We start from the raw sequence: 19,036 nt of genomic DNA on the forward strand, positions 1-19,036 counted from the left end.
CACGAAGACGTTGAATTTGATTGAGTCTCAAATGGAATTAGTAGAGAAAGCAGATAGCCTCATTTTAAAAGAATCTGAGCGATTACTTAAAAACTACTATCCAACCATAGATCAAAAGAACTTATCTGATTATCAGGTGAAAACTTTAGCGAATCGAACGGTAAAAGAGGACCGCGTGATCCAACCAGAAGAAGTAGAAAAGATACTGGAACATTCTAACCAACAAGAACTGTATCATGAAGTATCAAAGGTTGTTAAACGTCCTTATGATTCCTATTCAGTCTATGAAGAAAAAAACAAGCTGTTGAATCAAACGGTAGTGTCCATTGTAGAAAAATACCAGGTGGATTTCAAGGATGCAAAAACAGTAGAAAATCTTCCGGATACGGTTTACACGACATTAAAAAATAGTATCAAAGAGCAAGAAAGAAATAAGATTGCTATGAAAGTGATTCAAAACTATTATGATGACAAAATTTCTCGAATATTTCCTTCTTTAGAACTGGATGATCAAGATATTCCGACTAAAGAACTCTTTTCTAAAGCCATTGATTACTATGGAGATCAATTGACAGTTGACAATTTAATTCACTTAAAAGAAAGACCGCTGATTAAGTTTACACTAGAAGAACAACACATCGCAGTCGCGTACTTTACCGACTATGGAAAAGCTGGAAATCTCAACAACGATGAATCTATAGACGTTTCTTCTTTAACTATGAGTGAGGAATTGAAGACTATCCTAATAGATAGACCAGATTTGCACGATTTATTGCTCAATGAGTGTATCGAAACGGGAGTACTGACTGTAGAGCAAGCTGATACATTAAAAGAACAAAAAACGAGTGAATTTTCTTTTTCTCAACAAAAATCTATGCCTTCCAGTCAATTGTTGAACTATTTATTTAGACCTCAACAGTTAGATCAAATTCTGGCTTCATTAGATTACGAAGAAAGAGAAAAATTACGAGCGCTAGAAAAAGAACTGAAGAAAAAGAAACCTAAACGTTCTTTTAAAGGTCCAAAGCGTTGAAATAAAAGAATAAGGCAAAAATAGAGTACCTACACAAGGTAGATACTCTATTCAATAGAATTATTTATTGGAGGATTAGTGTACACAAAGGTTAACAAATGATGTAAGGCGTCACATGCCTCGTCAAAACTTAAGTTATTCGTATAATCCGTCTTATTTTGATAATTAGACCAGATTTGTCTCATTTCATCATTGGTTCGTATAAACTCCAACGTTTTTATATAATCTCGCATAATATTAGGTGTATTTCTCTTGTTACAAGTGGCGGTTAGGGCTTTTCTTAATAAATCATAGTCAATTCGACTAGGTTCTAATTTACTTAACATATAGACATCATAGAAATCTCTAGCTCGGGTATTGAACACACCACGATAGTAAATTGTTTGGATTTTTTCTGCTAAAATTGTTTCTATAGGGTAAGAAAGGATAGAAATTTCTTCTTCCTCAAACATTAATTTATGTTTATAGTGAATTTCTTTTGGAATAATGATGTCACCGGTTGTAATGTCTACTTTTATCGGAATAGCCATTGTTTGCAAACTGGCAACTATAGCTACTCTATAACCCGGATAGTCATCTTCTTCACGAATTTCTTGAATAGTTTGGAACTCGAATTGAATGTGATCTCCTATATCTAACTCACATAGCTCTAAGAATATCGTTTTTAGCACATCGGATGAAACAGTTGTACCGGTAATAGTCGTATCAATGTCCATAGTGGTCCGTTTGTCTACTCCAATAAGAGAACCAATCAAAAATCCACCTTTTAAAATAAAGGAATGCCTATATTTTGATTTACTGATTCTGACTAACATGCGTTCCAACATATAATTTCTCATAAGCATTTGTGCGTCTATTTGTTCTTTTTGAGCTTTATTTTTAATCTTAGTTTTCAACTGAATAGGGGTTTTTATACTAACACCTCCATATATTTTCTTAAGTCACGATCTACTTTAAATAGTTGTGCGTATTGCATTAATTTGATAAGATCTTTATCTTCTGTTGTTAAATAACGTTTAAGGGCATTAATTTGAACATCTTTATCAGTCCGATTGTTTTTTGAAAAGATGTCACAAATGGTTCTTTCCCTATCATAGACACGAATTGAGTTTCCATGTGGACTTTTCATAGTCATTAATCCAATTAAATAGTTGTCTCTTCTACTATGTTTAGCTAAGATATTATTTTCCTTTAAAGAAGGATTATTGTATCCCCTTGGAAAGGTCATATGGTAATCGAAAGGGGTCACATCAGTTAAATCATGAAGATAGAGAGCTGTTTCATGAGAATAAATGCCTTTTTTAAATCTTTTTTGCAAAATATAGTATTCATCAGGAAATTGATCAATCGCAACGTAAGAACCTGGACCAACTTTTTCTAAAATATTTTCATGGAATAATTTGAGTACATATTCTTTATGAATACCAGCCTTTTTAGCGTCTTGAAAAGTAACGGTCCCATTTTGCTCTTTTATCAATTGCAACAATAGTTTTGTTTTTGAATGTTCTTCTTTGTCTTTTATTTGCGTCATAAGCTCACCTCTTTTTGACGATTATACTACAATTATAACTTTTTGTAGTATAATCGTCAAACTAAGGATTTTAAATAGAATTTATCAATAAAAAGACCTGAGTTCAATGGTATAATGATGCGACTACTATCATTTGGAAAAGAGGTGTACTATTGAAAATTGGTTTGTTGCTTACCCGCGAGATTTATCAAGAATTAGAGAGACGCGGCCATTATCTAGGAATTTCTAAGACTTCTACTGTACTGTTGCATTTAGTCCTCTATGCAACTCAATTTAAAGAGGTGACCAAAGAAGAACTAGAAAATGAATTAGACAAGATTGAGGTAAGTCATCAGCAATTACAAGTCGAAATAAGTGACGTTATCCTTTTGAAGTATGACAATAGAAAAATGTATCTTTTAACCGTCAGAAAGTATTTATCCGCTTATTTAAGTTATGTTGTCAATCATACTAATTGGAAAAGTGAAGAAAAATCAGTTTTTAAAGCAGTCTCCACAACTTGTCTGTCACAAGAAACAGTCAATCAGTTAGCTTTATTTAAAGAACAAACGGGAATCCCGAATACAGCTCTTTTAAATTATGCTTTTACTTTAGATTATAGTGCACCTTCTGCTGAATGGGTTAGTAAAGAAAGTGATCGTGTTCAGCAAGGGATACAACTGACTAAATCAAGTTCTAAAAGGATTCAAGAACTATCAGATGAAACAGGTTATCCTAGAAATATCGTGCTTGAACAGCAATTAATAAAATTATTAGAGAATATAGTTAAATGAATGAGCAGAAGATTAGAAAAATTGATGTATGAAAGTTATCATATAAAGATAGATGAAAAAATCTATTTTTATATAATAACTTTTTTTGTTTTTTATGAAGGGAGGAAAAGGTATTTATATTGAAAAATGGTCTGGTATGAAAGAGAATTCTTCTATTTTACACAATCGACAAAAGGGAGTGATCCTAGACAAACAGTCCGTAACTCTTAGTCATTCAAAGAAAGAAGAACTGTTGAGAGAACAAGGAAAACCACTGGAAGCACTCAGAAAAGAAATCATTAAAAAGGAACTTTCACCAAATGTTGAGACGCGTTCTTATCTATTTGAACGATTTTTACAGCAGAATGGAAAGCCAGAACTTGTTGAAGAAGCAAGAACAGTAAAGATAGAAGAGTACGCCACTAAGCCTAATCAAGTCATGAGTGAACTTTCCTTTATTGGAGCGAGTCTTGCAGAAGGCTTTTTAGATTTTTATGGCATCCAATTAAGTAATGTAGTTGAAAAATATGAAAAGAGGCTACATATTATTGAGCTTGAGTCATTGGATCAAAATGAAAGTGGATTTTATATTGGGAAATTTACTGAAGGAAGTCTTGCTATCGTTTCTCCTCGTTTAGATTCTGAAGAACAAGCACAACAAAAATTATCGGATTTTTTAACTATGAAACAAAAACGACAAAAAGACTACTCACAATTAGAACTTGAACAACATTCAACCGACAAAGACTAAAGTGAAAGAAGGGTTTTTATGTTTAAGAAAAGAAAATCAAAAGTTGTTTCGGCAATCATGGCAACAGGATTAACGGTGATGAGTCACCCAGCTATTGTTTATGGGGCATCAGCTGGACAAGTAGAAGCTAAATTGCAAAATGCGGGAGATATTGTACAAGGCATATTAACAGGGTTAGTGGTACTTGTAGGAACAGTCGTTGGATTATTCATTATTATCAAACGGATGCCTGCAGCGGACAATCCGCATGAAAAAAACGAAGTTTATCAAGCTGTTGGTCGAGTAGCGGGCTTAGTTGCTTTAGCTGCAGCCATTATTTGGTTGTTGCCATGGGTTTATAGTTTATTTGTATAGAAAAGAAGGGATTTAAATGGCTAAAAAAGGGAAGGAATTTATTTTTCCAGATAACGTCAATTCAACTTATGGGGCTTTTCTAGGACTGTCATTAAAGGAACTTGCGACTTATGTCTTACCCATTAGTGTCTTTGGGTTAGTGTTGTTGGCTATCCCACCCTATAATTTATGGTTATTGGGTGTAAAGCTGATCATTATCCTATTACTGTTAACTTTAGCATTCGCACTGATTAGTGCAAAACCGGTTAAGCACCGCCAAAATATTACTATGCAGGATTATTTAACGCATAAAAAAAGTTATCGCTTTAGACAAAAGCGATTTTATATCAAAAAAAGAAAACCAATGGATTAGGAGGGCGAAACGTGTTTCCTTTCAAAATAAACCAACGTAAAAAACCAATAGACGATTACATCTTTCGCTATGAACCAAAAAAATTGGACACAGGAAAGCAAACGTTACAAGATATGTCGTTGATTCAGGCACAATATCAAGACTTTTTAATTACAAAAACAGGTTATCTAGTCGCTTTGATTGAAGGTTCCGGGGTTAATCTGGATTTGCTAAATGAACTTGAACAAGAAGATGTTTTTGACGAATTCAATGCCTTTTTAATGTCAACTATTGGTGAAGGCGATACGGGAGAAGTGCAACAGTATTTAGATATGACGACGCCAGTCGCTTTTGACGACTATGTGTTGTATTGGAAGAAACGCTATTTAAAAGTAAAGGAAGAACAACCGATCAATCAAGCAAAGATTACCTTAATCGCAAGTTATGTGGATTACTATCAAAACTTACAATTGACGAATCAAATGAGTACAAAAAAGCATTTAATCGTGATACGACAAAAAATAAAGGATAAAAAACACTCGAGCCTTGAATTGGCTGCCACTAATCTTCATGAAAAAGTAACCCAATTTATCAAAACATTGGAGAATAGCCTAGAAAACTACGATATGGAAGCCAGGCAATTATCCTCTATGGAATGTCGGAAAACCCTGAAACACCTCATGAATTTTTCCAATCATTAAGTTAAGGCTTCCAGAAGGGAGGGGAAACGTGTGTATTTTGGAAAGAAACGCACCAAAGAAGAACGTGATCAATCACCAGTCAAAAAAGTAGAAACGGAAAGTTCATTGGATTCCTTTTTAGATAAGAGCAGTTTAGATGTGGTCTATCCGTTTTCTTGGGAGGAATTTCCTGATTATATTGAAAGTGGCGACAACTTTATTCGCGTTATAGTAATCGTGGATTACCCTAAAGTTCAATATGGCAATTGGTTATCAGAACTCAAACGAAAAAAAGGAAATATTACGATTTCTCAGTTCTTACAGTCGTCGAGTTCAACAAAAATGATACACCACTACAACGAAACGATTAAGAATAAGGAAGCAGAACTATTAAAGATTTACGATCCATTAAAACGAAAACGTTTAGAGCAACAAATTGAAACCGCAAATCGGCAATTGGATAAATACTTACAAAGCAACTCCAGTTTCATTTATCAATACACGTACATTTACTTAAATGCTTCAACGTTAGAAGTCTTGAATGACTTGACTGAAAATATCACTAAAACGCTTATTAAATTACAAATGAAATCTATGATACCAGTAAAAGGCATGTATCAAGCTTTTTGGAGTGCCCTTCCCATTGGCGAAAATTTATTAGGGGATTATACGTATAAAGAATCGAATACAGAAGTAGCGTCTAGTATGTTTCCTTTTGACGACGCTGAGATTCTTCATTTATCACCCAGGAGCGACGTTGAAGGCATTAACAAAGACACAAACAGTCTCATTGCTATCGATTACTTAGATCGTAAAAATACGCTGAATCAAAACATGGTCGTTATTGGAACCAGTGGAGTCGGAAAAACGACGTACATGACTCAAAAAATATTACGGTATGTCGCTCGAGACATTAAAGTTTTTATTATTGATCCTGAGAATGAATATTCACAAATAGTGGAACACTTAGGTGGGACAGTCGTTCATTTATCGTCAAATGCGCAAACTAAAATCAATCCTTTAGAAATTTTCTCAGAAGAAATCAGCGAGAATAGTGAAAGTTTGACGATTGATTTAAACCTCTTAGTGAAAGATAAGATTCAACGGGTAAAAGGCTTTTTTCAAGTATTAAAACCCGATATTACTCAAGTAGAGCAAGCCGTACTGGATTCTGTTTTACGCAATACGTATATGAATGCAGGTATTTTTAAGTATTCCAATATTTCGGAAATCAAATCAGAGCAATACCCCACTTTAGAGAATGTCTTTAATGAAATTGAAAAATTAAAACAAAACGATCCAGACCGGTTTAAGGTTTTAAACGATTTTTATTATATTTTAGAAAGTTATGTTCATGGTTCAACGACGCTTTTCAACGGACACACAAATATAAATATTAATGCTAACTTGTTGTCATTTGATTTGAAAGCTCTACAAAATGAAGCAGATGTTCAAGCAGCAGCGTATCTCAATACATTTAGTTTCTTATGGGATGAAATCACTAAAAACAAGAATGAAAACATTAAATTAGTGGTCGACGAATTTCATTTTTTAACTCAAAATCCAGAAGCCGCACAATTCTTTTATCAAGCGTATAAACGGTTCAGAAAGTACAATGCAGGAGCCATTGCTGGGACACAACAGATTCAAGATGTCCTTGAAGGGACCATGAGTGACAGTAAAAATGTTGGAGAGGCCATTATCGGAAACAGTTACACTAAAGTCTTTTTTGGATTAGATGATAAAGGTGTAGAAGATTTGACCGATAAACTGCATATGAATTTTAGTGAGAAAGAAAAGAAATTGTTGTCGCGTAGAAAACAAGGAGAAGCGTTAATCATACATGGATCGCAACGCGCATTTATGAAGGTCGAGCTAACAGAAGAAGAATTACGGTTAAAGGATCCAGAACGGTATGAAGAACTATATGGAGAATCAGCAATGGAAGTTCCAAATTATGAAGAGCGTATACAGATGACACCTAGTGAGTTGGTAGAAGCTAAAAACTTTCTATATGACTAGCAAGGAGGGATAAGATGCTAGGATGGCAAGACTTTAAGGTGATGAACTTTGAATTTGGAAGTATCAAATTGTTTAAAGAAAAAATCGTGTATGAAATTTCAAAAAATCTCTGCTCCTATGAGCAAATCGAAGATATAGAGAGTCTGAAAAAACAAAATGATGTTCATTTTTTTAATTTAATTCAAGTAGAGGAAGATGACCATACCCTATACCTTCATTATGAACGCTTAGAAAGCATGAAATCTCTAACCATGATAAAAAAAGAAGAATACTCCGTTAAGTTATCGATTGCCCAAACACTACTTAGAGAGAACATTTTGCAACAAACGTCCGAATTTGTGAGTATTCATCCGGCCACAATTTTTTATTATCCAATGCAAACGGTGAAATATACTTATTTGGCTACAAATGTATTGCCTCAAGAACATAAGTATTCCAATCTTGATCGGTATAAAGCATTAGTTTTATGTATTTTGACTAACTTTAGCTATGAAACGTGCTTAGGAGAAAAAGAAGAAGTCTTAAAGCGTGGGAATGAATTGGTTAAAGCAGTTGTTCAGGCTAGTACCAGGCAAGAAATGTTGCTGATTGTTGAAGAAGCGTATGATTTTGTGACCTATGATTACATTCAACACAACTCAACCAATAAAGAAAAATTGAAGAAACGCACCCTTTATGCTCTAGCTGCGAGTGTTCTCTTCTCTTTGACTGCAGTAGGAATGACAAAGCAATACGCTAATGCCCAGCAAGAACAAATTGTTCAGGCAATGGAACAAGACTTGGAACAAAAGAATTATTCACTAGAAGCCAATCAACAGATCGTTAAGGAAGACTATGAAAAAGCAGCTATCGCTATGAAAAAAGCTGGAGAATCTAAAGAGGCAATTGCCAATATGTACTTTGAAAATAACCAATACCAACAAGCTATAGATACAGATAGTTCATTTCTAGAGTCAGTTATTACCCATTACTATGACAACGATCAAAGTGAAGCGATTCTTGATTTATCGCTTACAGACGTTGCAGAAGAGCACTCTATTAAATTAGAAACTGAAAAAGCTATTGAGGCTTATGATACAGCTACGATGTCCTCTGCTTTGCCATTTTTGGAAGATGAAGAAACAGCAGTCAGAATGGGAATGGCTTATCTAACAAATGATGATGTGACCAGTGCACAAAAAGTACTAGAAAAATTTCCGTCAGCTCCTTTAGAAAACAAGATTAAACTTAAACAAGCAGAAAAAGAATTGGTGAAAGCAGAAGAAGATTTAAAAGCCATTAAAGAAGATGATGAGAAGAAGGAAGAAAAACAAAAGATTCAGAACGATAAAATCGCAACATTGACGAAAGAAATAGAGACACTACAAAACAACGAGTAAAGTTGGTGAGGATATAAATGAAGCCACTAACGTTTTATGTTAAAAGTAAAATCGGAAAAGTTCTTGGTTGGTCTGCATTGGGACTAGTCCTCTTAATTACCATCTTAGTGACCGCCTTTTCCAGTTATTTTACTGGAACGGATGAGAACGAATTAGCTTCTATACCTGAATCGGTTCTAAAATGGAAACCCATCATGGAAGAGGAACTAGCTAAATATGGGATGGAAGATTATATACAGATTGTATTGGCCATTACAGCTATTGAGTCAGATGGTTCTCAGTTAGATATCATGCAGTCGAGTGAAGCCATTGGTTTAGCACCTAATGCCATTCAAGATCCCGTTTATAGTATTCAGATAGGGATAAAGCACTTTAAAGATGTGATTGATCAAATGAATCAAACTGGAGTCGACCTAAATACAGCTATCCAGAGCTACAATTTTGGTAGTGGTTATTTAACGTATATAGCAGATAACGGTGGTGTTCACACGACGGAATTGGCAGAAACGTATTCTAAAGAAGTCGTCGCGCCTTCTTTAGGCAATATATCCGGTCAAACGTATCCTTACTCAGCTCCCGTGGCTGATGGGAATGGCAATTACTTATACACGAATGGTGGTAATTTTTATTATGCGGATTTAGTCCAGCAAGCTTTAACCGATGGAGTGACGGGCAATGGGGTACTAGCCTTTCCAGTTGAAGATCGAACCATTACGTCTACTTTTGGGTTTCGAGTCCACCCTATAACGGGAGAAAACAAACTGCATGGCGGTGTTGATTTTGCGCCTGTGAGCGGTGGTAATCCACCTGTTTTTGCGGCATTGAAGGGGAAAGTTACTCAAGCAACTTACTCCAGCAGTTGGGGGAATTACGTGAAACTAACGAATGGAAATGGAATAGAGACGCTCTACGCTCATTTAAAAGAGGTTACCGTTCTGCCTGGTCAACAAATTGAAACAGGCGAAACCATTGGTTATATGGGTACTTCTGGATCTTCTACTGGTGTACATTTGCATTTTGAGGTCTATCAAAACAATAATCGAATCGATCCGGCACCCTTGTTGGGATTGTAATGAATGATGTAAAGATTGAGGGTATAGAGATGAAAAAATTACTACTAATGGTTACCGGAAGCGTAACGGTACTTATTTTGATTGTATCGCTGTTTAGTTTAAACCAAACAAATCAAACACTAGAAAGTAAGCTCTCAAAAGCAGAAGAAGAATTAAAAACGATGGACCAGCTAATCAAGCAAGACACTAAGTTCATTGACACTGTAGCGAATCAAAAGAAACTGACCGTGATTGAAGAGGGATTACGTACTTATTTAGACTACGATAACGATACTTATCTTACTCGTTTCGACCACTTAAAAAACAAGGCTACAGATGAAACCATTCAACGCCTAAAAGAACTTTCTTCTACAGATCCGCCTTTTTTAGATGTAAAGAATCAGTTAACGGAACTGATTATCTATCTTCATCCGACGGATCAACTGATTTTTCTGGTTCAATTAACCACTGAATACTCATTGGATCATGAAGTGGTTTCTACTTTGCCGCAATTGTATCAAGTTACCCTCATTGAAACTGATGGGGAGTATAAGATTAGCCAATTAACAAATCTAGGTTTGACAGCAACCAACTAAATCCGTTAAGGGAGGGATTCGGTGAACAATTTTTTTAACAAAGTAAAAAAGAAACTTGTTTGGTTTCTCGTTAGTTTTATCCTTTCGGTGTGTTGCTTGGTAGTGTTGACTCAATTGATACTGACCTTATCCGAGTTTAAATTGTCTTTAACGACCACTATCTTACTCGAAACAGTAAAAGAGACACTTCTTCATCCTTTTCAAACAATCCAAACGTTAATCGAAACAAACAATCCATTATTTCTAATGGGAACCATTGGTCTCTTCCTTTATTGTGCCTTTGTTCAAATCAAATTAGCGTCTAAAGAAAAGAAAGAGGGATGGGAAGCCGATGAACGAAACCAATACCATGGTTCAGCACGCTGGGCACGCGAAAAAGAAATTTTTGACGGTAAAAATTACCTGGCACAATCTAAACAAGAGATACTGAAAAACTTTACCGCTTCGCTTGATCAACCAACTGAAGGGGAGGGAAACAAATGACAGGAACCATTTTAGGTATTTTAAATAATAAGGTCATTATTCAACCCACTGAATCGAAACCCAATCGAAATATAATGGTGATGGGAGGACCAGGGTCTTTTAAAACCCAAAGTTTTGTGATTACAAATGTCTATAATGAAACGGAAAATAGCATCGTTGTGACGGATCCAAAAGGAGAAGTTTATGAGCAAACAGCTGCCGTTAAACAGCAGCAAGGATACGACGTCCGGGTCTTGAATTTTTCAAATATGTTGGCCTCTGACCGACACAACCCTATTGATTACGTTAAAAAAGATATTCATGCCACCACAGTGGCGACTAAAATTGTGGACAGTGCTAACAAAGACAGTAAAAGAGACGTTTGGTATTACTCACAACGAGCACTGTTAAAGGCTCTTATTTTGTTCGTAAAGTATGAATTGCCTCCTGAAAGACGAAATATGGAGGGCATCTTAGACTTTTTACAAGAGTTCGACCCTGAATCAGATGAGGATGGCGAAAGTGGCTTAGATGAAGAGTTTTTAAAACTTGAACGCAAGCACCCAGCTAGACGAGCGTATGAATTAGGCTATAAAAAAGCCAAAGGAGACATGCAAGGAAGTATCATTATGTCCCTTCTAACAACAATATCCGACTTTGTGGATGATGAAGTCGCCGAATTCACACGATTTAGCGATTTTAATTTACGAGACATTGGACGCAAAAAGATGGTGCTTTACGTGATTATTCCGGTGATGGATCAATCATGGGAAGGGCTAATCAATATCTTTTTTAGCCAGTTATTTAACGAACTCTATGATTTTGCGTCTGAGAACCACTCAAAATTGCCGAAATCAGTGAACTTTATTTTAGATGAATTTGTAAACTTAGGTAAGTTTCCAGGATATGAAGAATTTTTAGCTACTTGTCGAGGGTATGGAATTGGAGTGGCCACTATTATTCAAACTTTGACGCAATTGCAGGATAAATATGGCGATAAAAAAGCGGAAAGTATTTTAGGAAACTGTGCCGTGAAAACGTGCTTAAACGCTGCGAATTCGACTACTGCAGAGTACTTTAAACGCTTATTGGATAAAGCTACCGTAAAGGTTGAAACCGAGTCTGAGAGCACACAACATGGTAAAGAGAACAATTCTAGCAGTTCCAGCGAAAATCAAAGCTACACGGGAAGAGATTTAATGACGGCTGGTGAAATTATGCAAATGGCAGATGATACGAGTTTAATTGTCTTTCAGAACAAACGCCCCATTCAAGCGAAAAAAGCTTTTCAATTCGAGTTGTTTCCGCAACCCAAATTCTTATTGAATCAAAGTGACTACACACCACATTCTACAGCTGAACAACTAGAAAAATTCGAACAAGATAAAGAAAACTATCAAGCCTACATGAAAACAGACGCTGAGAATCGAACCGAACGAGAAAAGGAACAGTCTGAAGAACGTGAAAAAGCAAAAGAGCAAAAAGAACAAGAAATAATAACTGAAGCGGCCGGATTTTTTAAGTCAATGAACTAAGGAAGGTAGTGACAAAATGATTAAAGGAACGAAAGGGTTAATGTTATTGAGTGTTTCATTCTTTTTATCCGGATGCGGATTTAACGAAGAAGAAGCAATAGAAAAGAGCACAAACCAGCTAGAAATTTTTTTGACGCTACACGAAGAGCGAGAACGTTTTTCGGACTTAGATAATGATGATTTACAAGCTCGTTTAGAAGAGGATGTTTTTCCTTATTTAACAGAAAGCTACCAAGAAAAAATTACTGAAGAGATTGAAGAATATGAATTTAATACAGATTCTGTATTTAGTAAAAATTTGTTTTTTTTAAGAGAAAGTGAAGAAAGTTATGATAATGGTGTTTTTTGGCAAGAATTTAGCATTGAGGAAAGTAACGTAAATCCTGAATTGGAGACAGTAAATCACAGTGCTTCAATTGAAAGTATTTCTACAATTACACCAAGTTTGGTAGAGATTGAAATGAATATAGAAGATGGAGAGTGGAAACTGAATTCTGTTGAAGAAGGTGAGTGGTAAATATGGGAGAAAGGATTTCCAAAATGTTTTCAGACTGGATTACAGATTTGCTAGAAACAACCTTTAACCTTTTAGGAAAGCTTATTTTTGATCACAATGCACTGAGTGGTTTTTTCTCTCAATTGTATGGAATATTCATAGCATTTGGTGGTGTTATGCTAGTTACCATCGCTTTAGCTAAAGTATTGATTTTTTTATTATCTGAAGCGGAAGGCAGTCGAGACGCTTCTGTATGGGGATTGATTGTCGATTCCTTTAAGGCTAGTGCAATGGTACTAATTCTACCGTTAATTTTAATTTTTTCGCTCGATATGATTGTCTATCCATTAGGAGAATGGATGTTTAGTTCAATTGGTGGTATGACTGCAGAAAAAATCAATTCTTTTATTAACATAGAAGACGTCTCGCAAGTCGCTCCTAATGTTATTAGTACTCTTATCTTACTATTATTCGTACTTATTGTATTTGCGACCTTCTTAATCAAAATCTGTATCTATCATGCGGATCTTGTCTTGTTGGAGTTATTGAGTGTATGGGCAGCGATATCTATTATTAATGAGGAATACAATTATATGTCTGTATGGTGGCGCGAATTTCTAAGCCAAATTGTGAGTATTATTGTCCAAATGGGCTTAATGGTAGGGATTGTAGAAGTATTATCTAGTACAACCTTCGAATGGTACAGTTTTATGTTGCTAATTGGTTTTGGCGTACTGATTATTCGTGGGCCAAGTGTTTTAAGAAGCATGTGGTATGGAACAGGGTCTGGTAAAGCCACTATGCAAGGTGGAAAAGTGGCTACTAGAATATATATGATGCGAGCAAGAAGTGTTACCAGTGCGGTTTCAGCAACAAAATAAATAATTAAAGGAACAGAAAATATATAATAATAAATTAAAAGTTAATTTTTCAGATAGTAAATAGATCATAAAAAAACGTATCTCCATAAAAATATTGGAGATACATTTTTCTACATTTCTGGAATCAAAAATAATCGATTCTAAGACCATTTCAACTTTAAAACAGGATAATTATCCACGAAATAAACTCAAATGTCATATTATTTCACTAACATTTGATATTGCTACTAACATAACTTCACGGTAATTAAAGTATATAAATTATACTATTAATTTATTGGACACAAAGATAGCCAATCTATATTCATTATATTAAGTAATCTAACACTAACTATAAAAATGAAATTTTAGCTAATTATAATTGGGCAATAAGCTGTGACAATTACTTTTCCATATGGTTCGGCTTTTAACTCTTGTAATTTTTGTAAGTTACTCATATTATTTTATCTCCTCTCATTTTTAATTGAATACAAAAAAAGTATATATTAAAAAAAAGAGATTATTTAATTTGTTTCATTTTTGAAATCTTCAAAAATTTTACTATATGCAATAAAAAGATTATCTGAATCCAAAATTTTTAAAATATTTAGAAGGTTTAAGTTTTTTTCTTCGTTAATTTTTACTGGATCTCTTACATAGTCGTACAATGCTTTCGCGTATTCTTTTAAGAATCTCTCACCTAATTGGATATCTAAAAATTCATTGGAAGATAACGTTCTTATAAAGTAATCTACTTGAGTATAATTTTTTGCCTCTAAATTTAAAATCACTGTGTTAAATAATAAATTAATAATAATACTTAAATTTATTTTTTTATATAATGTTGTTTTATAAGAAATTTCTTTTGTCAATAAATTTATAGATTCTAAGGGAATAGAAGTCATTGTATTACCATACAGAATTAATTCATATCTAGTCCAATTAGAAACCTTAAAAAGGTAATCTATCAGAAAGGCCAAGCTATCTGTATCTAATTTTTTATCTTCTATCTGTAATCTCATGGCTTTGATCATGATGTAATTCAATTTTGCATATATCGAAGAATTTTCTGTATGAAATTTCCAAACATCTGATTCTATTAAATTAGCTTGATTTAGATTTCCAGAAATTAAAGCCTGAGTCATCTTGAGGAGATAAATATTTTCTGGGGAAGTAGATATATCTTTATATAATAAATTAAATTCACTGAATGTTATATGTAACTTATCTAAAAGTTTTAAAAATTTTGTAGCAGAAATATCAGAAAGGCCACGCTCTACTTTTGAGAGTTGACTTTTAGATAAAATACCACTAGCCAAATTTTCTAAAGATAGATCTTTATCTTCTCTTAAACTAAAAATAATAGTTCCAATGTTTTCCATAAATATTCCTCCGTTTCTTATATGAAACTTATTTCTTTTTTACTATTATATATGATTAAATTATCATTAGAAAGAAGGGTTTTATATGGAAAGCATTTTTAACTACTATATTACTTCTAAATCTGAAAAATTACCTGAACAAGGATGGAAAATTCATATTTCAGCGTATTATGATAACTACCATAACATTTTAAAAAAAATCGCAACTTATTGTTATAGTTATGAAATTCCTTTTAAATACACACAAAAAAAGCATCTACAAATGTTTTTAGGCAAAAATGCTAATAGAATTAGCTCAGGGAAATTAATTACTATTTATCCCAGCACGGAAATAGAATTTATAAAAATAGTAAGGGATTTATATAGCAAACTGAAAAAAGAAAAAGGTCCTAGAATATTAACAGATATTAGATATAAGGATTGTAAAGTTATTTATTATAGATATGGCACTATTTCTAGAAAAGAAAGAGTAATAATTTCACCAAATAATGAAATTACTGCAGATGCAAACAAAGTAGGATATCTAAAACCTAATTTTATTGAAGATCCTCTAGAGAAGTATCAAAGTAATGAAGTAATAAGTAGTTACTTATTAGACAATTATGAAATAGAAAAAAGTATTCAATTTTCAAATTATGGAGGTGTATATGAAGCTGTTAATAAAAATAGTTTAGAAAAAGTTATAATCAAAGAGTTTAGATATAAAACAGGTGAATCAACTACTTTCCAAAGTGTTGATTTAGCGGAAAATGAAACTAAAAATTTATTATTTCTGAAAGGAAAAAATTATGTGCCTCAATTAATTGAGACAATTGTTGAAGAAGATAACTTTTATTTAATTAGGTCATATATACAAGGAAAAAGTTTATCTAATTTAAAAGAAGAGCTGACATTGGCAGTAATCCCTATAGAAAATAAAAAAGAGATACATAACAGGAAAAAAAAATTATATAGTCTTGTAGATAAATTATTCATTAAGTTTGTAGAAATGCATGATTTAGGCTTTTATCATAATGATATATCTCTGAATAATTTCTTAATAGACGATAATTCAAATATATTTTTCATAGATACAGACTCTTCTTTTTTAAGTACTGGGAATTTAAAGTATGTTGTAAGTACAACATACTTTACAGATTCTACTCTTTTAAAAGAACAAACTGGCATTACAATAGATAAAAAAAGGCTAGGGTACTTGATTATCGATTTGACTTGCAGCGCTAACGACTTGTTAGTAATCGATCCTACGGGCCAACAAACAAAGCATTTATTCCTTAAATTTTGTTATCTATATAATTTTATAGAACTATATAGTTTTGTTTCAGAATTGCTTTCTTGGAAAGAACTCCAAATAGAAGAAGGTGCTCATATAATTAAAAGTTTGAGGGATGAGATTAATTTTATTAATAACTACATGAATTGTTCAAGTAACATTACTACAAGTGTAAAAAAATATAAACCAGAAAATATTAATAAAATTTTTCGAAATATTGAAAATAATTTGAAAGGTGACTTACCTAAATTATCTGAGTCAGATTTAAATTATATACAAGCACACCTAACTACATTTAACAGTGAAAAAAAATATAGAAAATCATTTCACTTACTTTTAGAAAAAATGTATATCAAAGTACTAGAATCTGAAAAAAAACTATTTTTAAATGACCAAAATAATCTTTCGCCCTATGTAAATTGCACAGCAGGTTTAATACAAGTTACTATAAAATACTTAGATTATTATTATGATGAAAAAATTGCTTTGTTTTGTAAAGAACTTATAGAAAGTATCGATATGACTTTTGTTAGAAATCCTTCATATAAATATGGATTATCAGGAATTGCTGACACATTTTTATTAGCATACTCTTTCTATAATGAGGATATTTATTTAAAAAAAGCAGTTTCTAAATATACTATTATAAGAGAATTTAAAAATGTATCTACTAATGGTTGGTTATACCCTGATTACCATTTGAAAAGTGATGATGGTAACTTTAATACAGGCATTGAAGGAATCCTTTATTTTTATAAGCAACTTTACAATATATTAGAAAAGAAAGTAGCTGATAAAAATGTACAATTATATTAGTAAACATAAACAATTAAACATATTAATTTTTATAATCACAATTAGTACTTCTTTAGGACAAGTATTAGGTTCGATGTCTTTATCTCCTATATTAAACAATTTAGTAAATCGAAATATTCAAGGAATCGTTAAATGGAGCTTTATTAGCTTACTTATCTGGATAGCAACATTGTTATTAGGTTATATCAGTTCTGTATTAGAAGAACATACTATAAAGTTAATGAGCAATGATATTAGAACAGATTTTGCAAAAAATATCAGTCGAATGTCTATCACTGACTATGAAAAAAATGATAAAAGCCATTATGTCTCTTGGATGAATAATGACGTGCAAATTATTCAAGACAATGGATTTAGAAGTCTCTATAATTTAACAGGAAATATGACAACAATCATTTTCGCTATAGGATCTTTAATCTACTATCATTATAGTTTAGCCATTGTCGCCCTTATTTTTAGTTTGTTTTTGGTAGTTTTGCCAAAGGGATTTAGTACGATAATGGAAAAACAAACCTTGCGTATAAAAAGTACAAATAGTACGTTTTTAGAGAAAATTGATGATATTTTAGGTGGCTTTTCAGTTTTTTCCTATCACAATTGCTTAACTATTATGACTCAAAAAGTGAATGATGAATCAGAGATTTTGGGTACTCAAAAAGTTAATTATATCAAAACGATTGGTGCTTTGAATACCTTGATTTCTTTTGTTAGTGTACTTTCACAAATTTTCATGATGTTTTTTACAGCTACTCTAGCCTATTTAGGGGTTATTACAATCGGAGTAATTACTACCTCTGGAAATTTATCTGGTCTTATTTTTACTAATCTCTCTCAAGTATCGACTAATTTATTTTCCATAAAATCTGTTAAGCCAATATTAAAACAAAATTTAACTACATCTCGTTTAAAGAAAGGAAACCAAACACAAAAAATAGACCATTTTACAGATACTATCAGACTAGAAAATGTTTCCTTTAGTTACGGAAATAAACCCGTATTAAGGAACGTAAGTTACATTTTTGAAAAAGGAAAAAAGTATGCGATAATCGGAGATAGTGGTTCAGGAAAATCTACACTTTTGAAAATATTATTAAAAAGATTAAACCCAGACACGGGAACTGTTTATATTGATCAAAAAAATTACACAGAGCTATCTGAATCTAGTATCACAAATTTAATGGAATATGTTGAACAACGACCATATCTTTTTAATGAGACTATTAAAAATAATATATCTTTAAATACAAAAACTACGAATGAACATCTCTTGCCTATTTTAACTAAACTAGGAATTCATGATTTTGCCAAACTATCCGATAAAATTATAGGACACGGAAATAATTTTTCGGGAGGTCAACGTCAGAGAATAGCTTTAGCGAGAGCATTAAACTTTAGTAAAAATATAATCTTTTTAGATGAAGTCACATCTGGATTAGACAAACAAAGCTCCCAAGAAATTGAAACCATTTTATTATCCAATCCAAGTGTCACTGTTGTCATGATTACTCATCACCTAAGTGATGAAACAAAAAATAAACTAGACGGAATATTGGAGGTTGGAATATGATTGATTTTTATAAATACAAAATAATTGATCTAAGTGATAAAAAAGAAGACAATGAAGAAGAAAATAAGGATGAAAAGTTTACTAAAAAAGATATATATGCTTGTATTAACTATTTACAAAAACGCTGGAGAAAATAATTTAATAGCTCAAAAAAAGATACTTAG

20 protein-coding genes are annotated in these 19,036 nt (G+C 32.8%); 17 read left to right on the top strand and 3 right to left on the bottom strand.

All coding sequences use genetic code 11. The features are described from left to right. The coding region (locus BR65_RS13905) for a hypothetical protein (RefSeq protein WP_034536223.1) at positions 1 to 1,033 on the top strand (1,033 nt) is incomplete at its 5' end. A gap of 47 nt (positions 1,034 to 1,080) precedes the next feature. Here BR65_RS13905 and BR65_RS00710 read toward each other — a convergent pair. Beyond that, positions 1,081 to 1,860 (bottom strand): nucleotidyl transferase AbiEii/AbiGii toxin family protein, encoded by a 780-nt coding sequence (locus BR65_RS00710; RefSeq protein ID WP_244877137.1) that lies wholly within the window; start codon positions 1,858 to 1,860, stop codon positions 1,081 to 1,083. Positions 1,861 to 1,943: 83 nt separating this feature from the next. Continuing rightward, complete coding sequence (locus BR65_RS00715) at positions 1,944 to 2,564, bottom strand: type IV toxin-antitoxin system AbiEi family antitoxin domain-containing protein (protein WP_034536192.1); 621 nt, start codon at positions 2,562 to 2,564, stop codon at positions 1,944 to 1,946. Positions 2,565 to 2,716: 152 nt separating this feature from the next. Here BR65_RS00715 and BR65_RS00720 point away from each other — a divergent pair, with 152 nt between their 5' ends. The 13 genes from BR65_RS00720 to BR65_RS00780 all read left to right on the top strand — a co-directional run bounded on the left by BR65_RS00720 (position 2,717) and on the right by BR65_RS00780 (position 13,855). Continuing rightward, a complete protein-coding gene (locus BR65_RS00720) occupies positions 2,717 to 3,337 on the top strand; it encodes a hypothetical protein (RefSeq protein WP_034536194.1) in 621 nt (206 codons plus the stop codon). A gap of 136 nt (positions 3,338 to 3,473) precedes the next feature. Beyond that, positions 3,474 to 4,067 (top strand): hypothetical protein, encoded by a 594-nt coding sequence (locus tag BR65_RS00725; protein ID WP_034536195.1) that lies wholly within the window; start codon positions 3,474 to 3,476, stop codon positions 4,065 to 4,067. An 18-nt stretch (positions 4,068 to 4,085) separates the two neighbouring features. Beyond that, positions 4,086 to 4,421: a CagC family type IV secretion system protein gene (locus BR65_RS00730; protein ID WP_023176439.1), complete on the top strand. Its 336-nt coding sequence runs from the start codon at positions 4,086 to 4,088 to the stop codon at positions 4,419 to 4,421. A 16-nt stretch (positions 4,422 to 4,437) separates the two neighbouring features. Further along, on the top strand, positions 4,438 to 4,773 hold the full coding sequence (locus tag BR65_RS00735) for a hypothetical protein (protein WP_023176440.1): 336 nt from the start codon (positions 4,438 to 4,440) through the stop codon (positions 4,771 to 4,773). A gap of 11 nt (positions 4,774 to 4,784) precedes the next feature. Then, positions 4,785 to 5,453: a TrsD/TraD family conjugative transfer protein gene (trsD, locus tag BR65_RS00740; RefSeq protein ID WP_051932582.1), complete on the top strand. Its 669-nt coding sequence runs from the start codon at positions 4,785 to 4,787 to the stop codon at positions 5,451 to 5,453. Positions 5,454 to 5,483: 30 nt separating this feature from the next. Then, a complete protein-coding gene (locus BR65_RS00745; RefSeq protein ID WP_034536227.1) occupies positions 5,484 to 7,454 on the top strand; it encodes a VirB4 family type IV secretion system protein in 1,971 nt (656 codons plus the stop codon). 14 nt (positions 7,455 to 7,468) lie between these two features. Continuing rightward, positions 7,469 to 8,833, top strand: coding sequence for a hypothetical protein (locus BR65_RS00750; RefSeq protein ID WP_034536230.1), 1,365 nt, complete (start codon positions 7,469 to 7,471; stop codon positions 8,831 to 8,833). A 17-nt stretch (positions 8,834 to 8,850) separates the two neighbouring features. Further along, the gene (locus tag BR65_RS14050) at positions 8,851 to 9,906 is read left to right on the top strand and encodes a lysozyme family protein (RefSeq protein WP_051932586.1); all 1,056 of its coding nucleotides are present in this window, start codon (positions 8,851 to 8,853) and stop codon (positions 9,904 to 9,906) included. Positions 9,907 to 9,935: 29 nt separating this feature from the next. Then, positions 9,936 to 10,481, top strand: coding sequence for a hypothetical protein (locus BR65_RS00760; RefSeq protein ID WP_034536232.1), 546 nt, complete (start codon positions 9,936 to 9,938; stop codon positions 10,479 to 10,481). Between the two features lie 21 nt (positions 10,482 to 10,502). Then, the gene (locus BR65_RS00765; RefSeq protein WP_007723211.1) at positions 10,503 to 10,964 is read left to right on the top strand and encodes a hypothetical protein; all 462 of its coding nucleotides are present in this window, start codon (positions 10,503 to 10,505) and stop codon (positions 10,962 to 10,964) included. Further along, the gene (locus BR65_RS00770) at positions 10,961 to 12,478 is read left to right on the top strand and encodes a VirD4-like conjugal transfer protein, CD1115 family (protein ID WP_034536236.1); all 1,518 of its coding nucleotides are present in this window, start codon (positions 10,961 to 10,963) and stop codon (positions 12,476 to 12,478) included. Before BR65_RS00765 ends, BR65_RS00770 begins: the two co-directional genes overlap by 4 nt. A gap of 16 nt (positions 12,479 to 12,494) precedes the next feature. After that, positions 12,495 to 12,995, top strand: a complete 501-nt coding sequence (locus BR65_RS00775) for a hypothetical protein (protein WP_007723217.1) — start codon at positions 12,495 to 12,497, stop codon at positions 12,993 to 12,995. Between the two features lie 2 nt (positions 12,996 to 12,997). Further along, positions 12,998 to 13,855: a conjugal transfer protein TrbL family protein gene (locus BR65_RS00780; RefSeq protein ID WP_034536111.1), complete on the top strand. Its 858-nt coding sequence runs from the start codon at positions 12,998 to 13,000 to the stop codon at positions 13,853 to 13,855. Between the two features lie 503 nt (positions 13,856 to 14,358). On the opposite strand, the gene BR65_RS00785 is transcribed toward BR65_RS00780, so the two are convergent. Continuing rightward, positions 14,359 to 15,216 (bottom strand): helix-turn-helix domain-containing protein, encoded by an 858-nt coding sequence (locus BR65_RS00785; protein ID WP_034536237.1) that lies wholly within the window; start codon positions 15,214 to 15,216, stop codon positions 14,359 to 14,361. 85 nt (positions 15,217 to 15,301) lie between these two features. Here BR65_RS00785 and BR65_RS00790 point away from each other — a divergent pair, with 85 nt between their 5' ends. From BR65_RS00790 to BR65_RS13750, 3 genes are read left to right on the top strand one after another with little or no spacing between them, the layout of a single operon-like run. After that, positions 15,302 to 17,305 carry a class III lanthionine synthetase LanKC N-terminal domain-containing protein gene (locus BR65_RS00790; RefSeq protein ID WP_034536239.1) on the top strand — a complete coding sequence of 668 codons (2,004 nt, stop codon included), beginning with the start codon at positions 15,302 to 15,304 and terminating at the stop codon, positions 17,303 to 17,305. Beyond that, a complete protein-coding gene (locus BR65_RS00795) occupies positions 17,289 to 18,872 on the top strand; it encodes an ATP-binding cassette domain-containing protein (protein ID WP_023176411.1) in 1,584 nt (527 codons plus the stop codon). The genes BR65_RS00790 and BR65_RS00795 overlap by 17 nt, the downstream gene beginning before the upstream one ends. After that, positions 18,869 to 19,009 (top strand): hypothetical protein, encoded by a 141-nt coding sequence (locus BR65_RS13750; protein WP_023176412.1) that lies wholly within the window; start codon positions 18,869 to 18,871, stop codon positions 19,007 to 19,009. Before BR65_RS00795 ends, BR65_RS13750 begins: the two co-directional genes overlap by 4 nt. Positions 19,010 to 19,036: the final 27 nt, after the last annotated feature.

Source organism: Carnobacterium inhibens subsp. inhibens DSM 13024 (genome assembly GCF_000746825.1).
Lineage (GTDB): Bacteria > Bacillota > Bacilli > Lactobacillales > Carnobacteriaceae > Carnobacterium_B > Carnobacterium_B inhibens.

Excerpts from the sequence above, each read along its gene's own strand:
- BR65_RS00750 (WP_034536230.1), top strand. The coding sequence starts at position 7,469 with ATGCTAGGATGGCAAGACTTTAAGGTGATGAACTTTGAATTTGGAAGT.
- BR65_RS00715 (WP_034536192.1), bottom strand. The coding sequence starts at position 2,564 with ATGACGCAAATAAAAGACAAAGAAGAACATTCAAAAACAAAACTATTG.
- BR65_RS00725 (WP_034536195.1), top strand. The coding sequence starts at position 3,474 with ATGAAAGAGAATTCTTCTATTTTACACAATCGACAAAAGGGAGTGATC.
- BR65_RS00770 (WP_034536236.1), top strand. The coding sequence starts at position 10,961 with ATGACAGGAACCATTTTAGGTATTTTAAATAATAAGGTCATTATTCAA.
- BR65_RS00795 (WP_023176411.1), top strand. The coding sequence starts at position 17,289 with ATGTACAATTATATTAGTAAACATAAACAATTAAACATATTAATTTTT.
- BR65_RS13750 (WP_023176412.1), top strand. The coding sequence starts at position 18,869 with ATGATTGATTTTTATAAATACAAAATAATTGATCTAAGTGATAAAAAA.
- BR65_RS00730 (WP_023176439.1), top strand. The coding sequence starts at position 4,086 with ATGTTTAAGAAAAGAAAATCAAAAGTTGTTTCGGCAATCATGGCAACA.
- BR65_RS14050 (WP_051932586.1), top strand. The coding sequence starts at position 8,851 with ATGAAGCCACTAACGTTTTATGTTAAAAGTAAAATCGGAAAAGTTCTT.
- BR65_RS00760 (WP_034536232.1), top strand. The coding sequence starts at position 9,936 with ATGAAAAAATTACTACTAATGGTTACCGGAAGCGTAACGGTACTTATT.
- BR65_RS00785 (WP_034536237.1), bottom strand. The coding sequence starts at position 15,216 with ATGGAAAACATTGGAACTATTATTTTTAGTTTAAGAGAAGATAAAGAT.
- BR65_RS00710 (WP_244877137.1), bottom strand. The coding sequence starts at position 1,860 with ATGTTGGAACGCATGTTAGTCAGAATCAGTAAATCAAAATATAGGCAT.
- BR65_RS00735 (WP_023176440.1), top strand. The coding sequence starts at position 4,438 with ATGGCTAAAAAAGGGAAGGAATTTATTTTTCCAGATAACGTCAATTCA.
- BR65_RS00780 (WP_034536111.1), top strand. The coding sequence starts at position 12,998 with ATGGGAGAAAGGATTTCCAAAATGTTTTCAGACTGGATTACAGATTTG.
- BR65_RS00775 (WP_007723217.1), top strand. The coding sequence starts at position 12,495 with ATGATTAAAGGAACGAAAGGGTTAATGTTATTGAGTGTTTCATTCTTT.
- BR65_RS00790 (WP_034536239.1), top strand. The coding sequence starts at position 15,302 with ATGGAAAGCATTTTTAACTACTATATTACTTCTAAATCTGAAAAATTA.